Below are 24,163 nucleotides of genomic sequence, written 5' to 3' on the forward strand. Positions count from 1 at the left end.
TCAGGACTGCGGCGGGGTGGCGGTGTTTTCCGCCCGGTCGCCGCTGCGGAAGCTGACGTAGGCTTCGCCACGCAGTTCCTGCAGGAAGCGGTTGTATTCCTCTTCCAGCTTGCGGCGGCCGATGGTTTCACGCACCTGGGCACGCTGGTTGTCGCTGGTCACGTCGGTCTGGCGCGTGGCAACGCGCTGCACGATGTGCCAGCCGGCATCGGTACGGAACGGCTGGCTGACGCCGCCATCCTGGATGCCTTCGACCTGCTGGCCGAACGCCGGGCCGAAGGCATCGGCCGGGAACCAGCCCAGATCGCCGCCCTGGCCCTTGCTGTTGCTGTCTTCCGACGATTCCTTGGCCACCTGCTCGAAGTCGGCACCACCGGCCACGCGGGCACGCAGCGTGTCGATCTTGGCCTTGGCGGCGGCATCGGTCTGGTTGCCGTCCACGCGCACCAGGATATGGCGGGCATGGTATTCGGTGACCGTGTGGGCACCGGCGGCGGCGTTGGCATCACGCACTTCCACCAGCTTCAGCAGCTGGAAGCCGCTGGGGCCGCGGATCGGGCCAACCACATCGCCGGCCTTCATCTGCTGCATCATCTGCGCGAATGCCGCCGGGATTTCGTCCAGCGTGCGCCAGCCCAGGTCGCCGCCTTCCAGCGCGTTGGGGCTGTCCGAATAGCGCACGGCGGCGGCGTTGAAGTCCAGCTCGCCCTTGTCCAGCAGGGCCTTCACGCCGTCGGCCTTCTTCTGGCCGGTGGCGATCTGGTCGGCGTTGGCGCCGTCGGGCAGGGCGACCAGGATGTGCGCCAGGTGGTACTGGTTGCCGGCGGTGGCCTGCTGCTTCAGCGCGGCGTCTACTTCACCCTCGCTCACGCTGATGCGGCTCTGCGCGAAGCTCTGGCGCAGGCGCTGCACGGTGATCTCGTCGCGCACCGAGGAACGGAATTCCTCGAAGTCGATGCCGTCATGGGCCAGGCGCTGGCGCAGGCTGTCCAGGTTGGAACCGTTCTGCTGGGCGATGGAGTTCATCGCCTGGTTCAGTTCCTGGTCGCTGACACGGATGCCGCTGCCCTGGGCGCGGGCCACCTGCAGCTTCACCAGCACCAGGCGCTCCAGCACCTGGCGGCTCAGCACGTCGTCCGGCGGCAGCTGGTTTTCGCGGCCCACGTACTGGGCCTTGATGTTGGCGATGGCGCGCTGCAGTTCACTCTGCAGGACCACGTCCTCGTCGACGACCGCAGCAATGCGGTCCAGCGGCTGGGCCTCCTGCGCGATGACCTGCAGGGGGGCGGACACGCTGGACACCGCCAGCAGCGAGGCGAGAAGAACGGGGAAGCGCTTGGTCATGGGATCAGATTCGGATCGTAGTCGTCCCGGGTCACCCCGGTATTGCTGGGCGGCACCAGATAAAGGTCGTCGCGGTTGTACCCGAGGATAGCACGGCGCAGGGTACGGTCCGTGTCCTGGCCCAGCGAGCTCAGGCCCTTCAGCACGAACTCGATCTGGATGGAATTGTTCAGGTCGCCTTCGCGGTTGCGCACGTAACGGCGGGCCACGGCGCGCACGGCCAGGCAGCAGCTGTCCCACTGCACGCCGCCGATGATTTCCAGCGGCGCTTTGTCTTCCAGCGAGTAGTAGTAACGGCCAACCAGGCTCCAGCGCGCATTCAGCGGGTACAGGAACGACAGGTCGGCCTGCTTCAGCAGGTCGGTGCCGTCGGGGTTGATGCGGTGGCGGTAGGTCAGGTTGACCACGCCATCGTTGGACATCAGATAGCGGGCGCGGAAGCTGGCCAGGTCCTCACGCTTGTACTTGGGGTCCCACTGGTAGGTGGCGCTCAGGGTCCAGCGGTCGTTCACCATGTAGTTGGCGTCGGCGATCCAGGCCGACTTGCCCTTTTCAACCGGTGCGCCGCCCGGGGTGGTGGTCACCCGCGATTCGTCGAAGTACTGGATCTGGCCGATGCTGGCCGAGAACCGTTCCTTGCCGGTGGTCTGGTCGATGAAGCGGGTGCCCAGCGCCATGGTCAGCTGGTTGGCATCGTTCTGGCGGTCGGCGCCGGTGTAGCGCGAATCGCGGAACAGCTGGCCCCAGCTGAAGGTGAAGTCACGGGTGTCGAACAGCGGCAGGTCGTCCTGGTTGCGGTACGGCGTGCGCAGGTAGAACAGGCGCGGCTCCAGGGTATGCAGGAACGACTTGCCACCGATGGTGGTTTCGCGGTCGAAGAACAGGCCGGCGTCCAGGCTGGCGATCGGCAGCGAGCGGCTGGGCGAGGTGTTGCCGCGCAGCTGTTCGGCGCTGGCCGTGGCCGGATCGATGCCCTGCGAGGTCAGCACCGTCCTGCGGATGCTGTCGGCCAGGCCACGTTCCAGGTCATAGGCGGTGTAGCGGTAGGCCAGGGTCGGGGTGACATACCAGGCCGCGCCGCTGAACGGGAAGGAGATCGACGGCTTGATGTCCAGGCGCGAACCGCCGTCCATGCGGGTCACGTTGCCGGTGCGCCCATACTCCTGGTCCGCGCCGTACTTCTCATTCACGTCATCGTGGGTGAAGCGCACCGCCTCGGCGTACAGGCTGGTTTCCACCCAAGGCAGCAGCGGCTTGTCCCAGGTGAAGTACAGGCGCGGCTGACGGTTGTAGGCCAGTGCCGATTCGGTCAGGGTGTAGTCGGTCAGCTGCCAGCGGTCGGCCATGATGCCGGCGGTCCAGTCCTTGCCGGTGCCGTACAGGCCGATGGTGCTCTGCAGGTTCGACGCGGTCACCCCGACCAGACGGTTGGAGAAATCCTCCACGTAGCGCTCGTCGCTCACCCAGGCCAGGTTGGCGCGGGCCTGCCAGTGGCTGTCCACGTTGTGGTAGCCACTGAACATCACCCGGCCGCGGTCGCGGTCGCGCAGCTTGTCGTTGGGGATGTAGGCGGTCAGCAGCTCGCCGCGGCCGCCGTTGTAGAGATAGCGGAACTCGTTGTCCAGCATCAGCCCGCGCTCGCTCATGTAGCGCGGCATCAGCGTGTCGTCGTAGTTCGGCGCCAGGTTCAGGTAGATCGGCTGGGTGTAGTCGAAACCATTGCGGCCGGACATGCCCAGCTGCGGGAACAGCAGGCCGGTCTTGCGGCGGTCGTCGATCGGGAACTTGAAGTACGGCGCCCACAGCACCGGCACCTTGCCGATGCGCAGCACCGCGTTGCGGGCGGTACCGAAGCCTTCGTCGTTGTCCACGTCGATCTGCGGGGCGGTCAGCTTCCACACCGGCTGCGAGGGGTCGCAGGTGGTGTAGGTGGAGCGGTGCATCTGGCCCACGGCGCCCTGCAGGTCGACCGATTCGGCCTCGCCGTTGCCACGGCGCGACACCAGCTGGTACTGGATGTCGGTGATCTTGTGGGTGTCGCTTTCCTGGTTGCCCTCGGCGCGCTTGGCCACCATGCGGATCGAGGAATCCTGGTAGCGCACGTTGCCGTCGGCGATGTAGTTGCCGGTGTCGGTATCGAAGCTGAGTTTGTCGGTGCCCACGAACTGGTCGCCGCGGCGCAGGGCCACGTTGCCCTGGTACTGCGGCACGGTGGTGGTGCCCAGCAGCTGGTCGCCTTCGATGTCGGTGGGCTGCTGCTCGCGCTGTGCGCTCGCGGCGGCCGCGTCCTGCCCCGGTACCGGGGTGGGGGCATCGGTGAAGGCGGGAATGACTTCGGTGGCCGGGCACAGGCCCCAGTTGAGCGGCTTGTCATCGGCCATCGCCGGCAGGCAGACAGCGATGCTCAGGGGCAGGGGAAGCAGGCGGAGGGCTCGGCGCACGCGGTTCGGATTCGGGCGAAAACGGACCGTAGATTGCCCCATCCCTTGCATAGGGGCAATGAAGGCGTCCGGCCCAGACCGGTTCGGGTTCATCCTGGGCGCGCCGCAGCGGCCCCCTGCAGCAGGGTCTGCACGTGCGCCACGCTGCATTCGGCCAGCGCCTGCAGGTCGTAGCCGCCTTCCAGCATGGACACCACGCGGCCGGCCCCATGGCGCCGCGCCAGCGCATGCAGTTCGCCGGTGATCCAGGCGAAATCCTCGGTTTCCAGCATCAGGTCCGCCTGCGGGTCGCGCAGGTGGGCATCGAAACCGGCCGAAATCAGCAGCAGCTGCGGGCGGAAGTCGTCGATGGCCGGCAGCATCTCGTCGGCCCAGACGTTGCGGAAGCGGAAGCCACCGCTGCCCGGCGGCAGCAGGATGTTCATCAGGTTGCCGGCGCCACGGTCGCGGCGCAGGCCCGAGTTGGGGAACAGGCCGGCTTGGTGGGTGCTGTAGTACGACACCCGCGCGTCGTGCTGGAAGATGTCCTGGGTGCCGTTGCCGTGGTGCACGTCGAAGTCGACCACGGCAATCCGTTCCAGCCCGTGGCGGTCGCGCGCGTAGGCGGCGGCGATGGCGATGTTGTTGAGCAGGCAGAAGCCCATGGCCGTACTGCTGGTGGCATGGTGGCCCGGCGGCCGCACCGCGCAGAACGCCAGCGGGTCATCGCCCAGCATCACCGCGTCCACCGCGGCCACGCCAGCACCGGCGGCGTGCACGGCGGCGCTGGCCGAACCGGGCGAGGTCCAGGTGTCCATGTCCAGCTGGCGCAGCGGCAGGGTCTGCGGCTGCAGCACGAAGTCGAGCAGGGCGCTGTCGTGGACCCGGCTCAGCTCGCCGAACTTGGCCGGCGGGGCCTGCTGCCAGTCCAGTTGGCCGGGGAAGGCCTGCTGCAGGGCGTCGAGCACCACCTGCAGCCGTTGCGGGCATTCGGGATGGCCCGGGCCCGGGTCGTGCAGCAGGCAGGACGGATGAGTGAAGACCTGCACGGGCTCAGGCCTGCCGGTGCTGTGGTTGCCACAGCGCTTCGCCGTGGCCATCGGCGCGGGCCAGTACCCGTGCCAGCACGAACAGCAGGTCCGACAGGCGGTTGAGGTAGTGCAGGGCTTCGCCGCGCACGGCCTGCGCCCGGGCCAGACTGACCGTTTCGCGCTCGGCGCGGCGCACGATGGTGCGGGCCAGGTGGCAGCGCGCCGCCGCCTCGCCGCCCGCGGGCAGGATGAATTCCTTCAGCATGGGCAGGCCGGCGTTGTAATGGTCCAGCTGCTGTTCCAGCGCGGAAACGTCGGCGGCATGGATGGCTGCATGGCCAGGCACGCACAGCTCGGCGCCCAGATCGAACAGCTGGTGCTGCAGATGCACCACCAGCGCACGCACGTCGTCGGGCAGTGGCACGGCCAGCAGCAGCCCCAGGGCGGCATTGGCTTCGTCCACGGTGCCATAGGCGGCGACCCGCAGATCGTCCTTGGCCACCCGGCTGCCGTCGCCCAGCCCGGTGCTGCCGTCGTCGCCGGTGCGGGTGTAGATGCGCGAAAGCCGATGACCCATGCCGGTGCTCAGTGGTGGATGTCGCGGCGGGCCTGGTGCAGCTTCAGCATCTGCTCCGCGGCCAATTGCAGCGCGGCAGCCAGGGCCACGTAGATGGCGGTGGTGCGCAGGTACGGCCCGAACCACTGGGCGTAGTTCTGTGCCCAGCCGGCCAGGGTCGGTTCGGCCACGTTGCGGCTGGTCCAGTAGAACCCGCCCTGGGCCAGCAGGTGGCACAGCGCCACCGAGACCACCAGCAGCGGCACGCCCTTGGCCAGTACCGACCAGTGTGCGCCGTGGTAGTTGTGGCCCAGCAGCAGGCCGCCGGCCCACAGCGAGAAATACGCCGGCAACAGCAGCCAATAGCCCGGCGACACGCAGTAGTGCTGCCAGAAGTCGAGCCCCGCGCTGCGGATCACGATCCAGTCCACCAGCACGGCGAACACCATCAGCAGCGGGAACGCCCAGCGGGTCCAGCGGGCCAGATAGAAGCCGCCGATGAAGAACACGGCCCACGAGGCATCGGGGATGGCCGCGAAGTGGTTCACCCGGGTCGCCGCCAGCAGCAGCACAAGCACGGACAGGACAAAGGCGCGATGGGCGGTGTCGGACATGGCGAAGACCCGTGGGGCGGATTCAGCTTCCATTCTAGCCCGCCGCGCGGCCCTGCGCAGGCGCGGCGTGTCGGGTCTGGACGGGGCGGCGAGCGCGTATCATGGGCCCATGAGTGAACGACATGACGTGCTGATCGTCGGTGGCGGTCTGGTCGGGGCCAGCCTGGCCATCGCCCTGGACCGGCTGGGCCGCAACGTAGCGCTGCTGGAAGCCAGCCCGGCCGGTGAACTGCCGGCGGTGTTCGACCAGCGCAATCTCAGTTTCGCCGCGGCCACCGTGAACGCACTGAACGCGTTGGGGGTGATGCAGAAGCTGGCGATGCCGCCGGGGCCGATCCGGCGCATCCACGTCAGCCGCGCCGGCGACTTTGGCCGCGTGCAGATGGATGCGGCCGATTACGACCGGCCGTGGTTCGGCCAGGTGGTGGTGGCCCGCGACTTCGGCCAGGCGCTGGAGGCGCGGCTGCAGGAACTGCCGCAGCTGCAGCGCTACCGCCCGATGCGTTTCATCGGCCTGGGTGCGGTGGTCGACGGTTACCGGCAGGTCCATGTGGCTGACGATGCGGGCGAGCGCGTGCTGCTGGCCCGGCTGGTGGTGGGGGCCGATGGCACCGCCAGTGGCGTGCGCGATGCGCTGGGCATTGCGGTGGACCGCCATGATTTCCAGCAGACCCTGTTCGTGGCCCGCGTGCGCAGCCAGCGCGCGCCCGATGGCAGCGCGTGGGAACGTTTCACCGATACCGGCCCGACGGCGCTGCTGCCGCGCGGCGACCGCCACTTCGGCTGCGTGCACGGGGTGGCCCGCGACCAGGCCGAGGCGGTGATGGCGCTGGACGATATGGCCTGGCTGCAACGCCTGCAGCACACGCTGGGCTGGCGCGCCGGGCGCCTGCTGGAATCGGGCCCGCGCAGCGCCTACCCGCTGGTGCAGGTACTGGCGCGCGCGCTGGTGGGCGAACGCGCGGTGCTGCTGGGCAACGCCGCGCAGACCATCCACCCGTTGGGTGCGCAGGGCTTCAACCTGGGCCTGCGCGACGCGCTCACCCTGGCGGAGCTGCTGGAAGCGGCCGATGAAGATGCGGGCAGTGACGCGCTGCTGCGGGCCTATGTGGCTCGGCGCGCGGACGACCGGCAGCAGACGGTGGCGTTTTCCGGTGGCCTGGCGCGGCTGACCAGCAATCCGGCACCGCTGCTGCGCCCGCTGCGCAGCCTGGGCCTGGTGGCGGCACAACGCGCCTCGGTGCAGTCGATGCTGGTAGGCGGTGCCATGGGCTTCCGGGGTGACGTACCGCGCCTGTGCCGTGGGGAGGCTGCATGAGCCGACGCATGCGACTGGATGTAGCCGTGGTGGGCGGCGGCGTTGTCGGCGCCGCGTGTGCACTGGCGCTGGCCGATGCCGGACTGTCGGTCGCCCTGGTCGAAGGCCGTGAGCCGCCGGCCTGGCAGGCCGCGCAACCGGATCTGCGGGTGTTCGCCTTCGCCGCCGACAACGTGCAGCTGCTGCAGCGCCTCGGCGTCTGGCCGGCCATTGCACAGGCGCGTGCCTGGCCCTACCGGCGCATGCAGGTGTGGGATGCGGCCGGCGGCGATGACCTGCTGTTCGACGCAGACCGCTTCGGTCGGCGCGAGCTGGGGTTCATTGTCGAGAACGCGTTGCTGCAGGATCGCCTGTGGGCGGCATTGCCGGCGGCGGGCGTGCAGCTGCATTGCCCGGCGCGGGTCGAAGCGCTGGAACAGGACGACGAAGGCGTACGCCTGCGGCTGGATGATGGGCGTCGGGTGGATGCCGCGCTGGCCGTGGCTGCCGATGGTGCCGATTCCACCCTGCGCCGCTTGGCCGGGATCGAGGTGGAATCGCACGATTATCACCAGCGCGGGGTGGTGGCTTACGTGGACAGCGCGCTGCCCAACCGGGCCACGGCCTGGCAGCGTTTCCTGCCGACCGGTCCGCTGGCCCTGCTGCCGGTGGCCGAGCGCCGCAGTTCGATCGTGTGGACCCTGCCGGAAGACGAGGCGGCACGCGTGCTGGCGCTGGACGACGCCGCGTTCAACCGCGAGCTGACCCGCGCCTTTGCCGGCCGCCTGGGCGAACTGCGCCTGGCCTCGGCGCGCGCGGCGTTCCCGCTGCGCCGGCAGCTGGCCCGCCACTATGTGTCCGGTCGCGTGCTGGCGCTGGGCGATGCGGCGCACGTGGTGCACCCACTGGCGGGGCAGGGGGTGAACCTGGGCCTGCGCGACGTGGCCGCCCTGCAGCAATGGCTGGCGCCCTCGGCCGAGCGCCGTGGCCAGCCGCGCCTGTCGCCGCAGCGGTTGCAGCGCTGGGCGCGGGAACGGCGCAGTGACAACCAGATCGCCGCCTACAGTTTCGATGCGATCAACCGGCTGTTTTCCAACGACGAAATGCACCTGACCCTGGCCCGCGGCCGCGCGCTGGGCTGCGTGGGCAAGTGGCCGCCGGTGGTACAGGCATTCTGGAAGCGCGCCGCCGGCGTCTGAACGGCACGTCGCTCTGGCACCTACCCACCGCGCGGTGCGTTGCCTTGGCACCTACCAACTGCGCGGTACGTTGCCCTGGCACCCACCGACCGCGCGGTACGCCGCTCTGGTAGGTGCCAACCTTGGTTGGCACGTCTGTCAGGCAACGTCGGCCCAGATGGGGCGAAGGTGTTTCCGAGGTTGTGCCAACCAAGGTTGGCACCTACCAACTGCGCGGTGCGTTGCCTTGGCACCCACCGACCGCGCGGTACGCCGCTCTGGTAGGTGCCAACCTTGGTTGGCACGTCTGTCAGGCAACGTCGGCCCAGATGGGGCGAAGGCGTTTCAGAGGTTGTGCCAACCAAGGTTGGCACCTACCAACTGCGCGGTACGTTGCTCTGGCACCCACCCACCGCGCGGTACGCCGCTCTGGTAGGTGCCAACCTTGGTTGGCACGTCTGTCAGGCAACGTCAGCCCAGATGGGGCGAAGGTGTTTGCGAGGTTGTGCCAACCAAGGTTGGCACCTACCGACTGCGCGGTACGTTGCCCTGGCACCCACCGACCGCGCGGTACGCCGCTCTGGTAGGTGCCAACCTTGGTTGGCACGTCTGTCAGGCAACGTCGGCCCAGATGGGGCGAAGGTGTTTCCGAGGTTGTGCCAACCAAGGTTGGCACCTACCGACTGCGCGGTGCGTTGCCTTGGCACCCACCGACCGCGCGGTACGCCGCTCTGGTAGGTGCCAACCTTGGTTGGCACGTCTGTCAGGCAACGTCGGCCCAGATGGGGCGAAGGTGTTTGCGAGGTTGTGCCAACCAAGGTTGGCACCTACCTACCGCGCGGTGTGCGCCTCAGCGCAGCGGCGAGGCCAGCACCGTGATCTCTTCACGGTCGTGGTACAGCTGCTTGGCCCGTACCACCAGCGGCTTGCCCGCCTGTTCCTGGAACAGGTCCAGGCACAACCGCGTCTCGTCCCAGCGCTTCTTCATCGGCAGCTTCAGGTTGAAGATCGCGTGCCGGCACCAGCCTTCGCGGAACCAGGTGGCCATGCGTTCGGCCACGCGGCGCGGCTGTTCGACCATGTCGCAGACCATCCAGTCCAGCGCCTGGTCCGGGTGCCAGTGGAAGCCGTCGGCGCGCAGGTGTTCGACCAGCCCGGTGTCCAGCACGTGCTGGCGCAGCGGGCCATTGTCGATGCTGAGCACATGCACGTGCTGGCGGGTCAGCACCCAGGTCCAGCCGCCGGGGGCGGCACCGAGGTCAGCCGCGCGCATGCCTGGTTTCACCAGCGCCTCGCGCTCGTCCGGTGCCAGCAGGGTCAGCAGTGCCTCGTCCAGCTTCAGCGCCGAACGCGACGGGGCTTCCGGCAGCAGCTTCAGGCGCGGAATGCCCAACGCCCACGGCGCGCTGTCGGCCGGGTCGGCCACGCAGACGAACGCATGGGTGCCATCGACGAAGACCACATGCAGCCGCGGCAGGCGCGGGTTCGGCTTGTCGGTCAGCTTGCCGGCCTTGCGCAGCGCCGGGCGCAACGCATTGCCGAACGCGCGGGCCAGGCCGGACAACGGCTTGCCGGCATCCGAATCGGGGTGTTCCACCCACAGATCGCCGAAGCGCGGCGCATCGGCCAGCACCTCCAGCATCGGGGTGATGCGGTCGCTCGGGTCCAGCTGCGGCAGCTCGGCCAGTACCACCAGCTTCTGCCGCGCGAAGATCAGTTCGCGCCACGGCAGGCGCGGGGCCAGCGCGGCAGCTTCGTCGCACATGAACAGCACGTAGCCGTCATTGCGCTGGGCGCGTGCATAGCCGGCGAAACCAGCCTGGCCGGCGCGGTGCTGCAGTTCGCCGGCCAGCTCGGGCTCGAAGCCCTGCCGGCACAGGCAGAGCAGGCCGATTCCGGTCTCAGTAACGGGTGCCATCGACTTCCCCATAGGCACGCAGCACGCTGCGCGCGGCATCGCGGTTCAGGCCCTGCACCACTTCAATGCCGCGCTTGTTCAGCTCGCCCACCCAGTCGGCCGGCAGCGGGCCTTCGTCGAACGGGGTCAGTTCTTCCACGTCGGCCGAGCTGGCACCGATCAGCAGGCGGTCAATGCCGGCCCACACGGTGGCGCCGTAGCACTGGCAGCACGGCTGCGAGCTGGTGGCCAGGGTGACCGGCGACAGCACCGCGTTCAGGCGCGGGGTCTGCAGGCGCTGCTGGGCCAGCATGTAGGCCATGTTTTCGGCGTGGGCCAACGAGGTGGCGTGCGGCACGACGCGGTTCACGCCGGCGGCGATCACCTTGTCATCGGGGCCGAACACGACGGCGCCGAACGGGCCGCCACTGGCGTGTTCGACATTCAGCCGCGACAGCTCGATCGCCAGTGCGACCTTGGCCTCGTCGCCCGGATAGCGACGATCCAGGTCGATCTGGTCGTGGATCCAGGCGGGAAGGGTCAGGTGGACTTGCGCGTACAGCATCGCGGGGGTGCCTCGTAGGGTGGAAAGGTGGGGCAGGAACAACAGCCGGCGCGCAGTGTAGCCGCAGCGGCATGCAGCGGGGGTGTCGGCGCGGGATCAGGCGTCGGTTTCGGCGTCGGTGTCGGTGCGGATCACCACGTACTGCTTGCGGAACTCCAGCCCGGCCTGCGGCCAGCGCGCCGCGTAGGCGCGCAGCAGGGGCAGGGCGGCGGGGAAGTCATGGCCGTTCACCCGGCAGTCGGCCTCGCACTGGCCGTCGGCATCGCGCGAGGCGAACAGGCGGATGCCGAGGAACTGGCGGGTCTTCAGCAGATCGTTGAACGCCTCCAGGCTCTGGGTGAACAGGCAGCAGGGGCAGGAGCCGTGGTCGTCCTCGCTGCAGGCCGCTGCTTCATCGCGGGGTTCACTGCGGTAGTGGGCCAGCGGCCCCAGCACCACCGCGCGCGCCAGCGCCGTGCCGGTTTCTTCGGCCGGGTAGCGCAGGGTCAGCATCTGCAGTTCCGGCGCATCGTCGGCGCCGATGGCCGCCTGCAGGGTGGCCAGGTCGACCCGCACCCAGTTCTCGAAGCCGGACAGCACTGCATCCTGCTCGCTGTCGCCGGCGGCGTGCTGGTACTCGAACAGACCGTCGGCGAACAGTTCCGGATGGCGTACCTCGATCACCGTGGAGGTCTGCCAGCCGCCATTGTCGCGCGCGTTCGACGCAACGCCATGCGCCACCAGGCGCAGGCCGCTGTCCAGCACCAGCTCGGTGCCGTCGACGGTGCAGGCGATGTCGCGGCCCTGCAGGACCTGCATCAGCAGGGGAAGAAACGGGTTGGCGGTAGCAGTCATGTCAGGCCTGTCAGTGAAAGGGGGGCAGCGGTCACAGCGCATCGCGTTCGGCGCGATAGCGCTGCGCCTGTGCCTGCTGTTGCGGGTCATCGCCATGGTCGCGCAGCCAGGTATCCAGCTCGCGACGGTAATCGGCGCGGAAGGCGGGGTTGCCCGGGCTGAACTGCAGCCTGCGTGCAGCCACCTCCACCCGCTCGCGTGCGCGTGCGCGTGACTGGGCAATCCCATGCGGCGATTCGTTGGTGAGGATCACGATGCTGCGCGGGAAGCCTGGCGCGTACTTCACCACGAAGGGCTGGCCCTGCGCGGGGATGCGGATCGCGTTTTCCAGCGGCCACAGCGAGATCGTGTTGGTATGGAACACCACGTCCACATCCTGGCCATCGGCGGTGTGCACCACTGCCTCGTAACGCCAGATATAGCGGTCGTTGAGGGTGGAACTGGTTTCCTCGGCCTTGACGATCACCGCCTCGCCACGCTCGCCGATCCCGTTCACCCAGGCCGCGTTGACGAACGAACCCAGGAACACGTTCAGCATCGCCAGCGGAAACATGGCGATGAGGTAGAGCGGGGTGCGCCGCCACCACGACAGCAGCCCGGCCAGCGCCATCAGCACCGGCAATGCCAGCAACGGGTGCTGGGACAGGAACCAGAGCAGGGCGGAGGGGGCGGCGGTCATTGTCGCGGGCATGCGGGCGCCGTCCTGGCGCCCGCGCGGTTCCTCAGGCCGACCAGGTGTCGCGCAGGGTCACGCTGCGGTTGAACACCGGCTTGGCCTCGGTGTGGTCGCGGCGGTCGGCGACGAAGTAGCCGGTGCGCTCGAACTGGAACGACTGTTCCGGGGTGGCGCTGGCCGCGGCCGGTTCGACATAGCCGGTGACGGTGCGGCGCGATTCCGGGTTCAGGTAATCGCGGTAGGTCTTGCCTTCCGATTCGTCGTCCGGGTTCGGCACCGAGAACAGACGGTCGTACAGGCGGATTTCCGCCGGCACGCCATGCACGGCGCTGACCCAGTGGATGGTGCCCTTCACCTTGCGGTTGGCGCCTTCCATGCCCGGGCGCGATTCCGGATCCAGCCAGCCGCGCAGCTCGGTGATGGTGCCGTCGGCATCCTTGATCACTTCATCGCAGCGGATGATGCCGGCGCCGCGCAGGCGCACTTCGCCGCCCGGCACCAAGCGCTTCCAGCCCTTGGGCGGCACTTCGGCGAAGTCCTCGCGGTCGATCCACACTTCGCGTGCGAACGGCACCTGGCGGCTGCCGAAGCTCTCGTCCTTCGGGTGGTTGCTGAAGGTCAGCTGTTCTTCGTGGCCCTCGGCCAGGTTGGTCAGCACCAGTTTCACCGGGTCGATCACGGCCATGCGGCGCGCGGCGGCGCTGTCCAGGTCTTCGCGCAGCGCGCCTTCCAGCACGCTGAAGTCAATCATCGAATTCTGCTTGCTGATGCCCACGCGTTCGGCGAACAGGCGCATCGCGGCCGGGGTGTAGCCGCGGCGGCGCAGGCCCTGCAGGGTCGGCATGCGCGGGTCTTCCCAGCCGTCCACCAGCTGTTCGGTCACCAGCGCCATCAGCTTGCGCTTGCTCATCACCGTGTAGTTGATGTTCAGGCGCGAGAATTCGATCTGGCGCGGCTTGGCTGCTTCGCGCGGCAGGCCGGCATCGACCAGCGGCTGGGTCAGCGCATCGTCATGGGCGAAATCGACGTTGTCCACGCACCAGTCGTACAGCGGGCGGTGGTCTTCGAATTCCAGCGTGCACAGCGAATGGGTGATGCCTTCGATGGAATCGCCCAGCGCATGGGCGAAGTCGTACATCGGGTAGATCGGCCACGCGTTGCCGGTGTTCTGGTGCTCGACGTGCTTGATGCGGTACAGGGCCGGATCGCGCAGGTTGATGTTGCCGCTGGCCATGTCGATCTTCGCGCGCACGGTGCGCGCGCCGTCCGGGAATTCACCGGCACGCATGCGGCGGAACAGGTCGAGGTTTTCCTCCACGCTGCGGTCGCGCCACGGCGACGGGCGGCCCGGCTCGGTCAGGGTGCCGCGGTAGGCGCGCACTTCCTCGGCCGACAGATCGCAGACATAGGCCTTGCCCTGTTCGATCAGCTTCTCGGCGGCCAGGTAATAGGTCTGGAAGTAGTCCGAGGCATGGCGCAGCTCGTTCCACTCGAAGCCCAGCCAGCGCACGTCGTCCTGGATGGCGGCCACGTACTCGGGGTCTTCCTTGGCCGGGTTGGTGTCGTCGAAGCGCAGGTTGCACACGCCGCTGAACTCACCGGCCAGGCCGAAGTTCAGGCAGATCGACTTGGCGTGGCCGATGTGCAGGTAGCCGTTCGGCTCGGGCGGGAAGCGGGTCTTGATCGCCTGGTGCTTGCCGCTGGCCAGGTCCTCGCGCACGATCTGGCGGATGAAATCGCGCTTCTCGTGGCTGTCGGCGGGGGTCTCGGGGCTGGCGGGGGTGTGCTCGGACATGAGTCTGGGGCGAAAAAAGGGCAGAAAGACCAACAGTCTAGCGCGTACCGGCCAGGGCTGCCGGGGTTTGCCGCCATGCCCGGCGGGCGCAGCGGCGCGATTCAGGCCCCGGGCGTATGCTGGAACCCTGCCCCGAGGAGCTGCCCCATGCACATCGTGTACAAGGCCGACAACCTGTTCGACGCCCACCTGGTGAAGCACGCGCTGGAAGACGCAGGCATTCCCGCCTTCGTGTTCGGCGAATCGCTGCTGGGCGGCATGGGTGAGCTGCCGCTGTTCGGCGTGCTGCGGGTCGGCATACCCGACGCGGCGCGGCCGCAGGCCGAAGACATCGTGGCCGGGCTGGACTTGGGCCAGGAGCCGGCCGACCCCATTTCCGGTGCAGACGATTGGGCCGGACAGCCGGCGTAGGAGCGCATCATGTTGGGAATTGGCCAGGGCATCCTCGGCATCGGGGCCTTCAAGCAGCGTCTTCCGCGGGCGGAGGAGGCGCTGCCGGGGCGCGACCAGCCGTTGCCGCTGCACAGCAACCAGCACTTCGTGAACAGCCACCCGCTGAAGGACCGCTTCGCCGGCCTGCAGCAGATCCGTTTCGCGCTGGGCTGTTTCTGGGGCGCCGAGCGCAAGTTCTGGAGCGAGCCGGGCGTGTACAGCACCTCGGTGGGCTATGCCGGTGGCATCACCCCGAACCCGACCTACGAAGAGGTCTGTTCGGGTCTTACCGGCCACACCGAAGTGGTGCAGGTGGTGTTCGATCCGGCGGTGGTCAGCCTGGAGCGGCTGCTGCAGCTGTTCTGGGAAAGCCATGACCCGACCCAGGGCATGCGCCAGGGCAACGACACCGGCACCCAGTACCGTTCGGCCATCCACGCCACGAGCGAGGCGCAGTACGCCGCCGCGCTGGCCAGCCGCGAGGCCTACCAGGCACAGCTGGATGCGGCCGGTTACGGGCCGATCACCACCGAGATCGTGTACCCGGCACCGGCGTACTACTACGCCGAGGATTACCACCAGCAGTACCTGGCGAAGAACCCGAACGGCTACTGCGGCATTGGCGGCACCGGCGTGAGCTGCCCGATCGGGCTGGATGTGGAGGCGCCGCGCTGACGCGCGGAGGTCCGCCTGCGGCGGGCAATATCAACATCAACATCAACATCCAAACCGGCTCTGGGTTTTGATCGGTTTGGCAGGGCGGGCACAGATGGCGGGACACGCCGTAAACCCGTCCATGGGGGCTCGGCCACGGCATCCATGCCGTGGACGGTCCCGCCATCTGCGCCCGCCCTGCCTTCGATCATTTCCCGGTGACGGTGGGTAAGAACAGTGGGTTGGTGACGAGCTGATGGAAAAGAAAAAGGACGCGGCCTTCGCCGCGTCCTTTTTCTTTGGTTCTGCATTGCTCTTGTAAAGCCGAGCCATGCTCGGCTGCGAGCAAGCGAAGCGCGCGACCCGCTGTTGCTCTTCCCTCTTTCTTCCGTGGCGGGCGGCCACCGGAAACTGTCAAAGGGCGGGCGGGTTGGGTTCGCGGGACCGCAGGCGCCATGGATGGCGCCTACGAGCCTACACGGATGTACTTGCGGCGTGTCCCGCGAACCCAACCCGCCCGACCCAGCGCGGCTGTTGTCCCAGAGGTCAGTCGAGCAAGCTCGACTCTACCGAGCCGAACAGCCCGCCACGAGGGGCTCAGCCGTTGGCTGGAATCACAGTTCCGAGCGGATGCGCTCGCGCAGCGCCTGCAGGTCTTTGGCGAAGGCGTCGATACCGGTGGCCAGCTTCTCGGTCGCCATCGGATCAGCCGCCAGGTCGGCCGCGAACTTCGCCGCGTCGATCGGGGTCACCGCCACGCCGTCGGCCGCACCGGCCACCAGCTTGCGCGGCAGCTCGCCGTGGTCGGCGTCAAGCTTTTCCAGCAGGTCCGGCGAAATGGTCAGGCGGTCGCAGCCGGCCAGCGCTTCGATCTGTGCGGTGGAACGGAACGAGGCGCCCATCACCACCGTCGGCGAACCACGGCGCTTGAACTCGGCGTACACGCCGCGCACGAACTTCACGCCCGGGTCTTCGTCGATGTTGGCCGGGGTCTGGCCGTTGGCCACGTACCAGTCCAGGATGCGGCCCACGAACGGCGAGATCAGGAACGCGCCGGCCTCGCTGCAGGCCAGCGCCTGGGTCGGGTTGAAGATCAGGGTCAGGTTGCAGTCGATGCCTTCGGTCTGCAGGATGCGCGCCGCTTCCACGCCTTCCCAGGTGGCGGCGATCTTGATCAGGATCTTTTCGCGCGGCACGCCGGCGTCGGCGTACATCTGGATGAACTGGCGGGCCTTGGCCACCGTCGCAGCGGTGTCGTGGGCCTGGTCGGCGTCCACTTCGGTGGACACGCGGCCCGGCACCAGCGTGCTCAGCAGGGCGCCCACGCCGATGGTCAGGCGGTCGGCCACGGCATGCACCACGGCTTCGCGGTCGCCGCTCTGCTGGCGGCCCCAGGCCAGTTCGCGCTCGATCAGTTCGGCATAGACCGGCAGGTCCAGTGCCTTCTTCACCAGGGTCGGGTTGGTGGTGCAATCCACCGGCTGCAGGCGCTTGATCGCGTCGTAGTCACCGGTATCGGCAACGACCACCGACAGTTCGCGCAGCTGGGACAGTTTGGACGTGTTGCTCATTACGGCTCCTGGTGCAGGGAAATCGGATCGCGCGCGGTGCGCAGCGGGTTTCAGGGGCGGTCGTTGTGGACCGCGGTCACGCGCAGCCGCAGCTTGCGGCCGCCGGGGGCGTTCCAGTCGATGCTCTGGCCAACGGCCAGGCCCAGCAGGGCGCTGCCCACCGGGGCCAGCACGGACACCTTGCCCTCGTCGACATTAGCTTCGCGGGGGAAGACCAGGGTCAGCACGTGTTGCTCGCCGGACACCTCATCTTCGCACTCCACGCGCGAATGCATCATCACGATGCCTTCGGGAATCTGATCCGGCGCCAGCACGGTGGCCCGGTTGAGTTCCTGGGAAAGCGCGAGCGCGGCAGGCGTCTGGCTCAGCGCGGGGGAATCGAGCATGGCCTCCAGGCGGTCCATGTCGAAGCTGGAAACGGTGATCGACGGCGGCAGGCCGCTGGCGGTGTTCATGGTGGTGCTCCTTGGTTGAAAGCCATGCAAAAGGCGGCGCTTCGAGCGCCGCCTGGGACTATTGTGGGGACAAATGTGGCCGGAATCGACTCCCGGCCGTGCCGCGGCAGGTTCGACGGGGTTCAGCCGTTCAGCAGCGGCTGCGCCACCACCGGCGCTTCGCCGGCCGGCACGCCCTGGTCGTCCAGGGTGAACAGCGCCTGCGGCAGCTGTTTGAACTGTTCGGCCAGGTCCATCAGGAAGCCATGCATGGCCGAGCTGCGCCGCCAGATCATGGCGATGCGGCGGCTGGGCCGGCCTTCGCCGACGAAATCGATCAGGCGGATGTTGCTCGAGCGCGGTACCGGCGGCTGCACCGACAGGCTGGGCAGCAGGGTGATGCCCACGTCGGCGGCGACCATCTGCCGCAGGGTTTCCAGGCTGGTGGCGCGGAATTCGGATTTCTCGTTGGCGCCGAACAGGCGGCACACTTCCAGTGCCTGGTCGCGCAGGCAATGGCCGTCTTCCAGCAGCAGCAGCTTCTGCGTGGCCAGCTCCTGCACATCCATGTGTTCGCGCCGGGCCAGCGGATGGCGGCCGGAAACGGCCAGCAGGAACGGCTCTTCAAACAGGAATTCGGCATGCAGCTGGTCGTCCACCACCGGCAGTGCCAGCAGCGCCGCGTCCAGCCTGCCATCGCGCAGGCGCTCCAGCAGCACGTCGCTCTTTTCTTCCACCAGCAGCAGTTCCAGCTCCGGGAAGCGGCTGCGGATGCGCGGAATGACGTGCGGCAGCAGGTACGGCCCCAGGGTGGGGAAGATGCCCAGGCGCACGGTGCCGGCTTCCGGGTCGCGGTTGCGCCGCGCCGCTTCCTTCAACTGCTCCACTTCGGACACGATCACCCGCGCCCGCGCGGCCGCTTCCTGGCCGGCAGGGGTCAGCATCACCTTGCGCGGCGCACGTTCCACCAGCGGCAGCCCCAGTTCTTCCTCCAGCTTGCGGATCTGGGTGGACAGCGTGGGCTGGCTGACGAAACAGGAGGCGGCGGCCCGGCCGAAATGCTTGTGATCGGCCAGGGCCACCAGGTACTTCAGATCGCGTAGGTTCATCCTTCAGACCCCAGGGAAAACGGACCGGCGGTCGGCATGGTCGACCCAGCAGGCTAACGATGTTCCCGGTGGGCTGGGAACGGTGGATCAGGCCGCTTCGGCCACCGCACCACTGCCGGTGCTCACCGACGTGCGGATCAGGTGGTCGAAGGCGCTGAGAGCCGCAGTGGAACCGGCGCCCATGGCGATGATGATCTGCTTGTAGGGTACCGTGGTGCAATCACCGGCGGCGAACACGCCCGGCACGTTGGTCTGGCCACGGTCGTCGATCACGATCTCGCCGCGCGGCGACAGCGCCACGCTGTCCTTCAGCCATTCGGTGTTGGGCAGCAGGCCGATCTGCACGAAGATGCCTTCCAGCTCGACGCGGTGGGAATCGCCGCCCGCGCGGTCCTTGTAGACCAGGCCGGTCACCTTGCTCCCATCGCCCAGCACTTCGGTGGTCTGCGCGCTGGTCAGCACGGTCACGTTGCCCAGGCTGCGCAGCTTCTTCTGCAGCACTTCGTCGGCACGCAGGCTGGAATCGAACTCCAGCAGCGTCACATGCGACACGATGCCGGCCAGATCGATGGCCGCTTCCACGCCGGAATTGCCGCCGCCGATCACCGCCACGCGCTTGCCCTTGAACAGCGGGCCATCGCAGTGCGGGCAGTAGGCCACGCCCTTGTTGCGGTACTGGTCTTCGCCCGGCACGTTCATCTGCCGCCAGCGCGCGCCGGTGGACAGGATGACCGAACGCGACTTCAGTACTGCGCCATTTTCCAGCTGCACCTGCACCAGGCCGTCTTCACCGGCCGGCACCAGCGCGCTGGCGCGCTGCAGGTTCATGATGTCCACTTCGTACTCGCGCACGTGCTGTTCCAGCGCCGTGGCCAGCTTCGGGCCTTCGGTTTCCTTCACCGAAATGAAGTTCTCGATGGCCATGGTGTCCAGCACCTGGCCACCGAAACGCTCGGCGGCGATGCCGGTACGGATGCCCTTGCGCGCGGCATAGATGGCCGCTGCGGCACCGGCCGGGCCACCGCCCACCACCAGTACGTCGAAGGCGTCCTTGGCGGCGATCTTCTCGGCATCGCGCTTGCCGGCGTTGGTGTCCAGCTTGGCCACGATCTGCTCCAGGGTCATGCGGCCCTGGTCGAACACTTCACCGTTGAGGTAGACGGTGGGCACGGACATGATCTCGCGCTTTTCCACTTCTTCCTGGAACAGCGCGCCGTCGATGGCCACGTGCTGGATGCGCGGGTTCAGCACCGCAGCCAGGTTCAGCGCCTGCACCACGTCCGGGCAGTTCTGGCAGGACAGCGAGAAGTAGGTTTCGAACTTGTATTCGCCTTCCAGGTTCTGCACCTGCTCGATCAGCTCGGCGGTGGCCTTGGACGGATGGCCGCCCACCTGCAGCAGGGCCAGCACCAGCGAGGTGAACTCGTGGCCCATCGGCAGGCCGGCAAAGGTCAGGTGGATGTCCTGGCCCGGGGTGCCCAGGTCGAACGAGGGCACGCGGCCCTGGCCGTCGCGCAGCACCTGCAGCGAAATCTTGTCCGACAGGCTTTCCAGGGTCTGCAGCAGTTCCAGCATTTCCTGCGACTTGGCGCCATCGTCGGCGCGCGCGGTGATCTGGATCGGGCGGGTCACGCGTTCCAGATAGGTCTTCAGCTGCGACTGCAGGTTGGCGTCCAACATGGTTCTCTCCTGGTTTCAGGCAAAGCGTGGGCGTGGCACCGCTGTAGAAGGTAGCGGACCAGCAGGGGGTAGGGGTGAACCCAAGACAGCGACCGTGGAAGGGGCTGGCTGGCCAAGGCTGGCGTGCGTTGGCTGTCTTGGGTTCACCCCCACGCCGGCGTGGGGCCGGCACGGGGATGAGGGGCGCGCGCTGGCGTGGGGCCAGCGCAGGCCGGTAGCGCTTTAGATCTTGCCGACCAGGTCCAGCGACGGGGTCAGGGTCTTCTCGCCTTCCTTCCACTTGGCCGGGCAGACCTGGTTCGGGTTGGCGGCGGTGAACTGGGCGGCCTTCAGCTTGCGCAGGGTCTCGGCCACGTCACGGGCGATCTCGTTGGAGTGGATCTCCTGGGTCTTGATCACGCCTTCCGGGTTGATGATGAAGGTGCCACGCAGCGCGAGGCCTTCTTCTTCAATGTGCACGCCGAAGGCGCGGGTCAGCTTGTGGGTCGGGTCGCCCACCAGCGGGAACTGGGCCTTGCCCACGGCCGGCGAGGTTTCGTGCCAGACCTTGTGCGAGAAGTGGGTATCGGTGGTGACGATGTAGACCTCGGCGCCGGCCTTCTTGAATTCGGCGTAATGGTCAGCTGCGTCTTCGATCTCGGTCGGGCAGTTGAAGGTGAAGGCGGCCGGCATGAAGATCAGGACGGACCACTGGCCCTTCAGGCTGTTGTCGGAAACCTTGATGAACTCGCCGTTGTGGTAGGCATTGGCTTCGAACGACTGGATCGGAGTGTTGATCAGGGACATCGTTTTTCCTCTGGGTGAAGGGGAGTGGGTGAATCGACAGGAGCTAGGTTACCGATTCCGAATCGATAAGAACAATGCATTGATTTCATCTATTTAATAGATGCCATCTATTGCAATTCAATGGGTAGCTTGCTGATTGGACGCTGACGTTCCTGCAACTATCTGTATGGAAAGGAAAATTTACTGAACCGGCGGCGTAGTGCTGATAGCCCGCCCTTATCCCATTCCCGCCAACCTGAACGAACCCCGCTTTTGTAGAGTCGAGCTTGCTCGACTGCTTTTGCTCGACCGCTTTGCCGAAGCAGTCGAGCAAGCTCGACTCTACAATTGCGGCATGTCCTTTGAATCCGAATCCTCGCTGCGCCAGGTCGTGGCCGCGGCCAGCGCCCGCCTTGGCGGCCTCGACGCCCGCCACGAGGCCGAACTGCTGCTGCTGCACGTGCTGGAGCGCCCGCGCAGCTGGCTGTTCGCCCACGCCACCGATCCGCTGCCGGAAGCTGAACAGGCCGCCTTCGAGGCGCTGCTGGCCCGCCGCATGGCTGGCGAGCCGGTGGCCTACCTGACCGGCCGCCGTGGCTTCTGGACCCTGGATCTGGACGTCGACGCCGCTACCCTGATCCCGCGACCGGAAACCGAGCTGCTGGTGGAGCTGGCGCTGGAGCGCCTGCCGCTGGACCGCGCCCTGCAGGTGGCCGACCTCGGCACCGGCAGCGGTGCGATCGCCCTGGCCCTGGCCAGCGAGCGCCCGCAGGCGCAGGTGCTGGCCACCGATGCCAGCCCCGCTGCGCTGGCCGTCGCCGCGCGCAATGCCACGCGCCATGAACTGCGCAACGTGCGCTTCGCCGAAGGTGGGCAGGACTGGTATGCGCCGCTGCGGGGCGCGCGCTTCGACCTGATCGCCAGCAATCCGCCCTATATCGCCAGTGACGATCCGCACCTGCAGCAGGGCGACCTGCGCTTCGAACCGGCCACGGCACTGGCGTCGGGTGTGGATGGCCTGGACGACATCCGCGCCATTGCCGAAGGGGCCTGCGCGCACCTGCAGCCCGGTGGCTGGCTGCTGGTTGAACACGGCTGGGACCAGGGCGCGGCGATCCGCGCGCTGTTCGACGCCGCGGGCCTGGCCGAGGTAAGCACCGCGCAGGACCTTGAACAGCGCGACCGGGTCACCCTGGGGCGGCGACCGGCCTAGAATGGGGGTTCTCCTGCCAGCGGCAGGGCACCACCACGGAGCTGCAAGCATGCGTACGCTGTACCCCGCCATCACCCCCTACGACGTCGGCACCCTGAAGGTCGACGACCGCCACACGCTGTACTTCGAACAGTGCGGCAACCCGGACGGCAAGCCGGTGGTGATGCTGCACGGTGGCCCGGGTGGCGGCTGCAGCGACAAGATGCGCCAGTTCCACGACCCGGCCAAGTACCGCATCATCCTGTTCGACCAGCGCGGCGCTGGCCGTTCCACCCCGCACGCGGACCTGGTCGACAACACCACCTGGGATCTGGTGGCTGATATCGAAAAGCTGCGCGAGCACCTGAAGGTGGATCGCTGGCAGGTGTTCGGCGGCAGCTGGGGGTCGACCCTGGCGCTGGCCTATGCCGAAACCCACCCGCAGCGGGTGACCGAACTGGTGCTGCGCGGCATCTTCATGCTGCGCCGCTGGGAACTGGAATGGTTCTACCAGGAAGGCGCCAACCGCCTGTTCCCCGATGCCTGGGAGCACTACCTGAAGCCGATTCCGGCGGTCGAGCGCCATGACCTGATCTCGGCGTTCCATCGCCGCCTGACCAGCGAAGACGAAACCACCCGGCTGGAAGCGGCCAAGGCGTGGGCGGTGTGGGAAGGCGCGACCAGCTTCCTGCACGTGGACGACGACTTCATCAACAGCCACGAAGATCCGCACTTCGCCCTGGCGTTCGCCCGCATCGAGAACCACTACTTCGTCAACGGCGGCTTCTTCGAGGTGGAAGACCAGCTGCTGCGCGACGCGCACCGCATTGCCGATATTCCCGGCGTGATCGTGCACGGCCGCTACGACGTGGTCTGCCCGCTGGCCAATGCCTGGGACCTGACCAAGGTGTGGCCGAAGGCGAAGCTGGAAATCACCCCGGCGTCGGGTCATTCGGCGTTCGAAGCCGAAAACGTGGACGCGTTGGTGCGCGCCACCGACAGCTTCGCGTAATGCCGAAGGGGTCAGATCCCTTTCCCGCGGAAAGGGCGCTGACCCCGTGCGCAAGCATCCACGCATGGCGTGGATCTACTGTGGGTCGCATCCACGCATGGCGTGGATCTACTGTGGGTCGCATCCACGCATGGCGTGGATCTACCAGTGCCCGGCCAGCAGGGCTTCGGCCAACACCTGCAGCTTCGGTGAGTGCTGCCGCGACGGCGGGTAGATCAGCGACAGGGCGCGGCTGCGGCCTTCGAACGGCTGCAGCACGCGCTGCAGGCGGCCGTCGGCCAGGGCGTGGGCCACGGCGAAATCCATCACCTGCACGATGCCGATGCCGGCGATGGCGGCTTCCACCAGCGGGTCGCCGCTGTCGAACACCATGCGGGTGGCGGGCGCCATTTCGCACAGCTGGCCGTTCTGCATGAACTGCCAGTCCACCACGCGCCCACTGCGCAGATTGCGTACTGCCAGGCAGGCGTGGGCCTGCAGATCGGCCACCTGCAGGGGCGTGCCACAACGGGCCAGATAGGCCGGGCTGGCCACCGTGACCCAGCGCAGCGGTCGCAGCGCGCGCGCCACCATGCGCTGGTCGGCGATCGGGCCGGTGCGCAGGGCCGCATCGAAGCCTTCTTCCACCAGGTCCACCAGCCGGTCGCTGAGCACGGCTTCTACTTGCAGCTGCGGATGCCGTTCCAGCAGTGGCCCCAGCATCGGCACCAGTACCTTGCGCCCGAACATCGAGGGTGCGCTGATCTTCAGCACGCCCGAGGGCATGCACGGGCGATCGGCCAGTTGCCGTTCGGCGTCTTCCAGCCCGCACAGCAGGGGCGTTACCTGCTCCACGAACTGGCGGCCATCCGGGGTCAACGCCACGTTGCGGGTGTTCCGCTGCAGCAGCTTCACCCCCAGTGCGGCCTCCAGCCGCCCAATGGCGCGCGACAGGCCCGACTGACTCAGCCCGAGCTGGCCGGCGGCCACGGTGAAACTGCGCGCTTCGGCCACTTGGACCAGCATGCGCACGGCGTTGAGATCGGTTGACGGTCCATTCATGCGAAAAATCATCGCAGATATCGACGTGGAGGGGTTTATTGATCGTGCTGCATCAATGAGACTGCG

22 protein-coding genes are annotated in these 24,163 nt (G+C 67.7%); 6 read left to right on the forward strand and 16 right to left on the reverse strand.

Annotated features, from left to right (window positions below; all coding sequences use genetic code 11):
* From C1930_RS03760 to C1930_RS03780, 5 genes are all read right to left on the reverse strand, one after another.
* Nucleotides 1–1,344, reverse strand: a complete 1,344-nt coding sequence (locus C1930_RS03760) for a peptidylprolyl isomerase (protein ID WP_108748591.1) — start codon at nt 1,342–1,344, stop codon at nt 1–3.
* A complete protein-coding gene (gene lptD, locus C1930_RS03765) occupies nt 1,341–3,785 on the reverse strand; it encodes an LPS-assembly protein LptD (RefSeq protein ID WP_234412736.1) in 2,445 nt (814 codons plus the stop codon). The genes C1930_RS03760 and lptD overlap by 4 nt, the downstream gene beginning before the upstream one ends.
* 89 nt (nt 3,786–3,874) lie before the next feature.
* The gene (locus C1930_RS03770; RefSeq protein WP_108757644.1) at nt 3,875–4,813 is read right to left on the reverse strand and encodes a histone deacetylase family protein; all 939 of its coding nucleotides are present in this window, start codon (nt 4,811–4,813) and stop codon (nt 3,875–3,877) included.
* Nucleotides 4,814–4,817: 4 nt separating this feature from the next.
* The gene (locus C1930_RS03775) at nt 4,818–5,372 is read right to left on the reverse strand and encodes a cob(I)yrinic acid a,c-diamide adenosyltransferase (protein WP_108755461.1); all 555 of its coding nucleotides are present in this window, start codon (nt 5,370–5,372) and stop codon (nt 4,818–4,820) included.
* A gap of 8 nt (nt 5,373–5,380) precedes the next feature.
* On the reverse strand, nt 5,381–5,965 hold the full coding sequence (locus C1930_RS03780) for a hypothetical protein (RefSeq protein WP_108755462.1): 585 nt from the start codon (nt 5,963–5,965) through the stop codon (nt 5,381–5,383).
* A 109-nt stretch (nt 5,966–6,074) separates the two neighbouring features.
* Between C1930_RS03780 and ubiH the strand changes: the two genes are divergently transcribed.
* Both ubiH and C1930_RS03790 read left to right on the forward strand, forming a co-directional pair.
* Nucleotides 6,075–7,283 carry a 2-octaprenyl-6-methoxyphenyl hydroxylase gene (gene ubiH, locus C1930_RS03785; protein ID WP_108771127.1) on the forward strand — a complete coding sequence of 403 codons (1,209 nt, stop codon included), beginning with the start codon at nt 6,075–6,077 and terminating at the stop codon, nt 7,281–7,283.
* On the forward strand, nt 7,280–8,461 hold the full coding sequence (locus C1930_RS03790; RefSeq protein WP_108771128.1) for a UbiH/UbiF family hydroxylase: 1,182 nt from the start codon (nt 7,280–7,282) through the stop codon (nt 8,459–8,461). Before ubiH ends, C1930_RS03790 begins: the two co-directional genes overlap by 4 nt.
* Before the next feature lie 829 nt (nt 8,462–9,290).
* On the opposite strand, the gene rlmM is transcribed toward C1930_RS03790, so the two are convergent.
* From rlmM to C1930_RS03815, 5 genes are all read right to left on the reverse strand, one after another.
* Nucleotides 9,291–10,358 (reverse strand): 23S rRNA (cytidine(2498)-2'-O)-methyltransferase RlmM, encoded by a 1,068-nt coding sequence (gene rlmM / locus C1930_RS03795; RefSeq protein WP_108772535.1) that lies wholly within the window; start codon nt 10,356–10,358, stop codon nt 9,291–9,293.
* A complete protein-coding gene (locus C1930_RS03800) occupies nt 10,342–10,902 on the reverse strand; it encodes a nucleoside deaminase (protein WP_108771129.1) in 561 nt (186 codons plus the stop codon). Before C1930_RS03800 ends, rlmM begins: the two co-directional genes overlap by 17 nt.
* Nucleotides 10,903–10,998: 96 nt before the next feature.
* On the reverse strand, nt 10,999–11,736 hold the full coding sequence (locus tag C1930_RS03805) for a DUF6348 family protein (protein WP_108755467.1): 738 nt from the start codon (nt 11,734–11,736) through the stop codon (nt 10,999–11,001).
* 31 nt (nt 11,737–11,767) lie between these two features.
* Nucleotides 11,768–12,415 (reverse strand): hypothetical protein, encoded by a 648-nt coding sequence (locus tag C1930_RS03810; protein ID WP_108771130.1) that lies wholly within the window; start codon nt 12,413–12,415, stop codon nt 11,768–11,770.
* Nucleotides 12,416–12,458: 43 nt separating this feature from the next.
* On the reverse strand, nt 12,459–14,207 hold the full coding sequence (locus C1930_RS03815) for a glutamine--tRNA ligase/YqeY domain fusion protein (RefSeq protein ID WP_108752234.1): 1,749 nt from the start codon (nt 14,205–14,207) through the stop codon (nt 12,459–12,461).
* A gap of 147 nt (nt 14,208–14,354) precedes the next feature.
* Between C1930_RS03815 and C1930_RS03820 the strand changes: the two genes are divergently transcribed.
* Together C1930_RS03820 and msrA are read left to right on the forward strand one after the other, a co-directional pair.
* Nucleotides 14,355–14,618: a DUF2007 domain-containing protein gene (locus C1930_RS03820; RefSeq protein ID WP_108771131.1), complete on the forward strand. Its 264-nt coding sequence runs from the start codon at nt 14,355–14,357 to the stop codon at nt 14,616–14,618.
* Nucleotides 14,619–14,648: 30 nt separating this feature from the next.
* Nucleotides 14,649–15,314, forward strand: a complete 666-nt coding sequence (msrA, locus tag C1930_RS03825; protein WP_199912430.1) for a peptide-methionine (S)-S-oxide reductase MsrA — start codon at nt 14,649–14,651, stop codon at nt 15,312–15,314.
* 593 nt (nt 15,315–15,907) lie between these two features.
* On the opposite strand, the gene C1930_RS03830 is transcribed toward msrA, so the two are convergent.
* From C1930_RS03830 to ahpC, 5 genes are all read right to left on the reverse strand, one after another.
* Nucleotides 15,908–16,864: a transaldolase gene (locus C1930_RS03830; RefSeq protein ID WP_108755471.1), complete on the reverse strand. Its 957-nt coding sequence runs from the start codon at nt 16,862–16,864 to the stop codon at nt 15,908–15,910.
* A 50-nt stretch (nt 16,865–16,914) separates the two neighbouring features.
* Entirely contained in the window at nt 16,915–17,319 is a 405-nt protein-coding gene (gene rnk / locus C1930_RS03835; protein ID WP_108755472.1) for a nucleoside diphosphate kinase regulator, read from the reverse strand.
* Between the two features lie 122 nt (nt 17,320–17,441).
* Nucleotides 17,442–18,407 carry a LysR substrate-binding domain-containing protein gene (locus C1930_RS03840; protein WP_108752239.1) on the reverse strand — a complete coding sequence of 322 codons (966 nt, stop codon included), beginning with the start codon at nt 18,405–18,407 and terminating at the stop codon, nt 17,442–17,444.
* A gap of 87 nt (nt 18,408–18,494) precedes the next feature.
* A complete protein-coding gene (ahpF, locus tag C1930_RS03845; protein WP_108771132.1) occupies nt 18,495–20,087 on the reverse strand; it encodes an alkyl hydroperoxide reductase subunit F in 1,593 nt (530 codons plus the stop codon).
* Between the two features lie 222 nt (nt 20,088–20,309).
* Entirely contained in the window at nt 20,310–20,873 is a 564-nt protein-coding gene (gene ahpC, locus C1930_RS03850; protein WP_107229920.1) for an alkyl hydroperoxide reductase subunit C, read from the reverse strand.
* Nucleotides 20,874–21,207: 334 nt separating this feature from the next.
* Between ahpC and prmC the strand changes: the two genes are divergently transcribed.
* Together prmC and pip are read left to right on the forward strand one after the other, a co-directional pair.
* Complete coding sequence (prmC, locus tag C1930_RS03855; protein WP_108755474.1) at nt 21,208–22,065, forward strand: peptide chain release factor N(5)-glutamine methyltransferase; 858 nt, start codon at nt 21,208–21,210, stop codon at nt 22,063–22,065.
* Nucleotides 22,066–22,114: 49 nt separating this feature from the next.
* Nucleotides 22,115–23,056 (forward strand): prolyl aminopeptidase, encoded by a 942-nt coding sequence (gene pip, locus C1930_RS03860; RefSeq protein WP_108748607.1) that lies wholly within the window; start codon nt 22,115–22,117, stop codon nt 23,054–23,056.
* Between the two features lie 141 nt (nt 23,057–23,197).
* Here the strand turns inward: pip and C1930_RS03865 are convergent, their stop codons facing one another.
* Entirely contained in the window at nt 23,198–24,097 is a 900-nt protein-coding gene (locus tag C1930_RS03865; RefSeq protein WP_108757645.1) for a LysR family transcriptional regulator, read from the reverse strand.
* Nucleotides 24,098–24,163 lie beyond the last annotated feature (66 nt).

This window comes from Stenotrophomonas sp. SAU14A_NAIMI4_8 (genome assembly GCF_003086695.1).
GTDB lineage: Bacteria > Pseudomonadota > Gammaproteobacteria > Xanthomonadales > Xanthomonadaceae > Stenotrophomonas.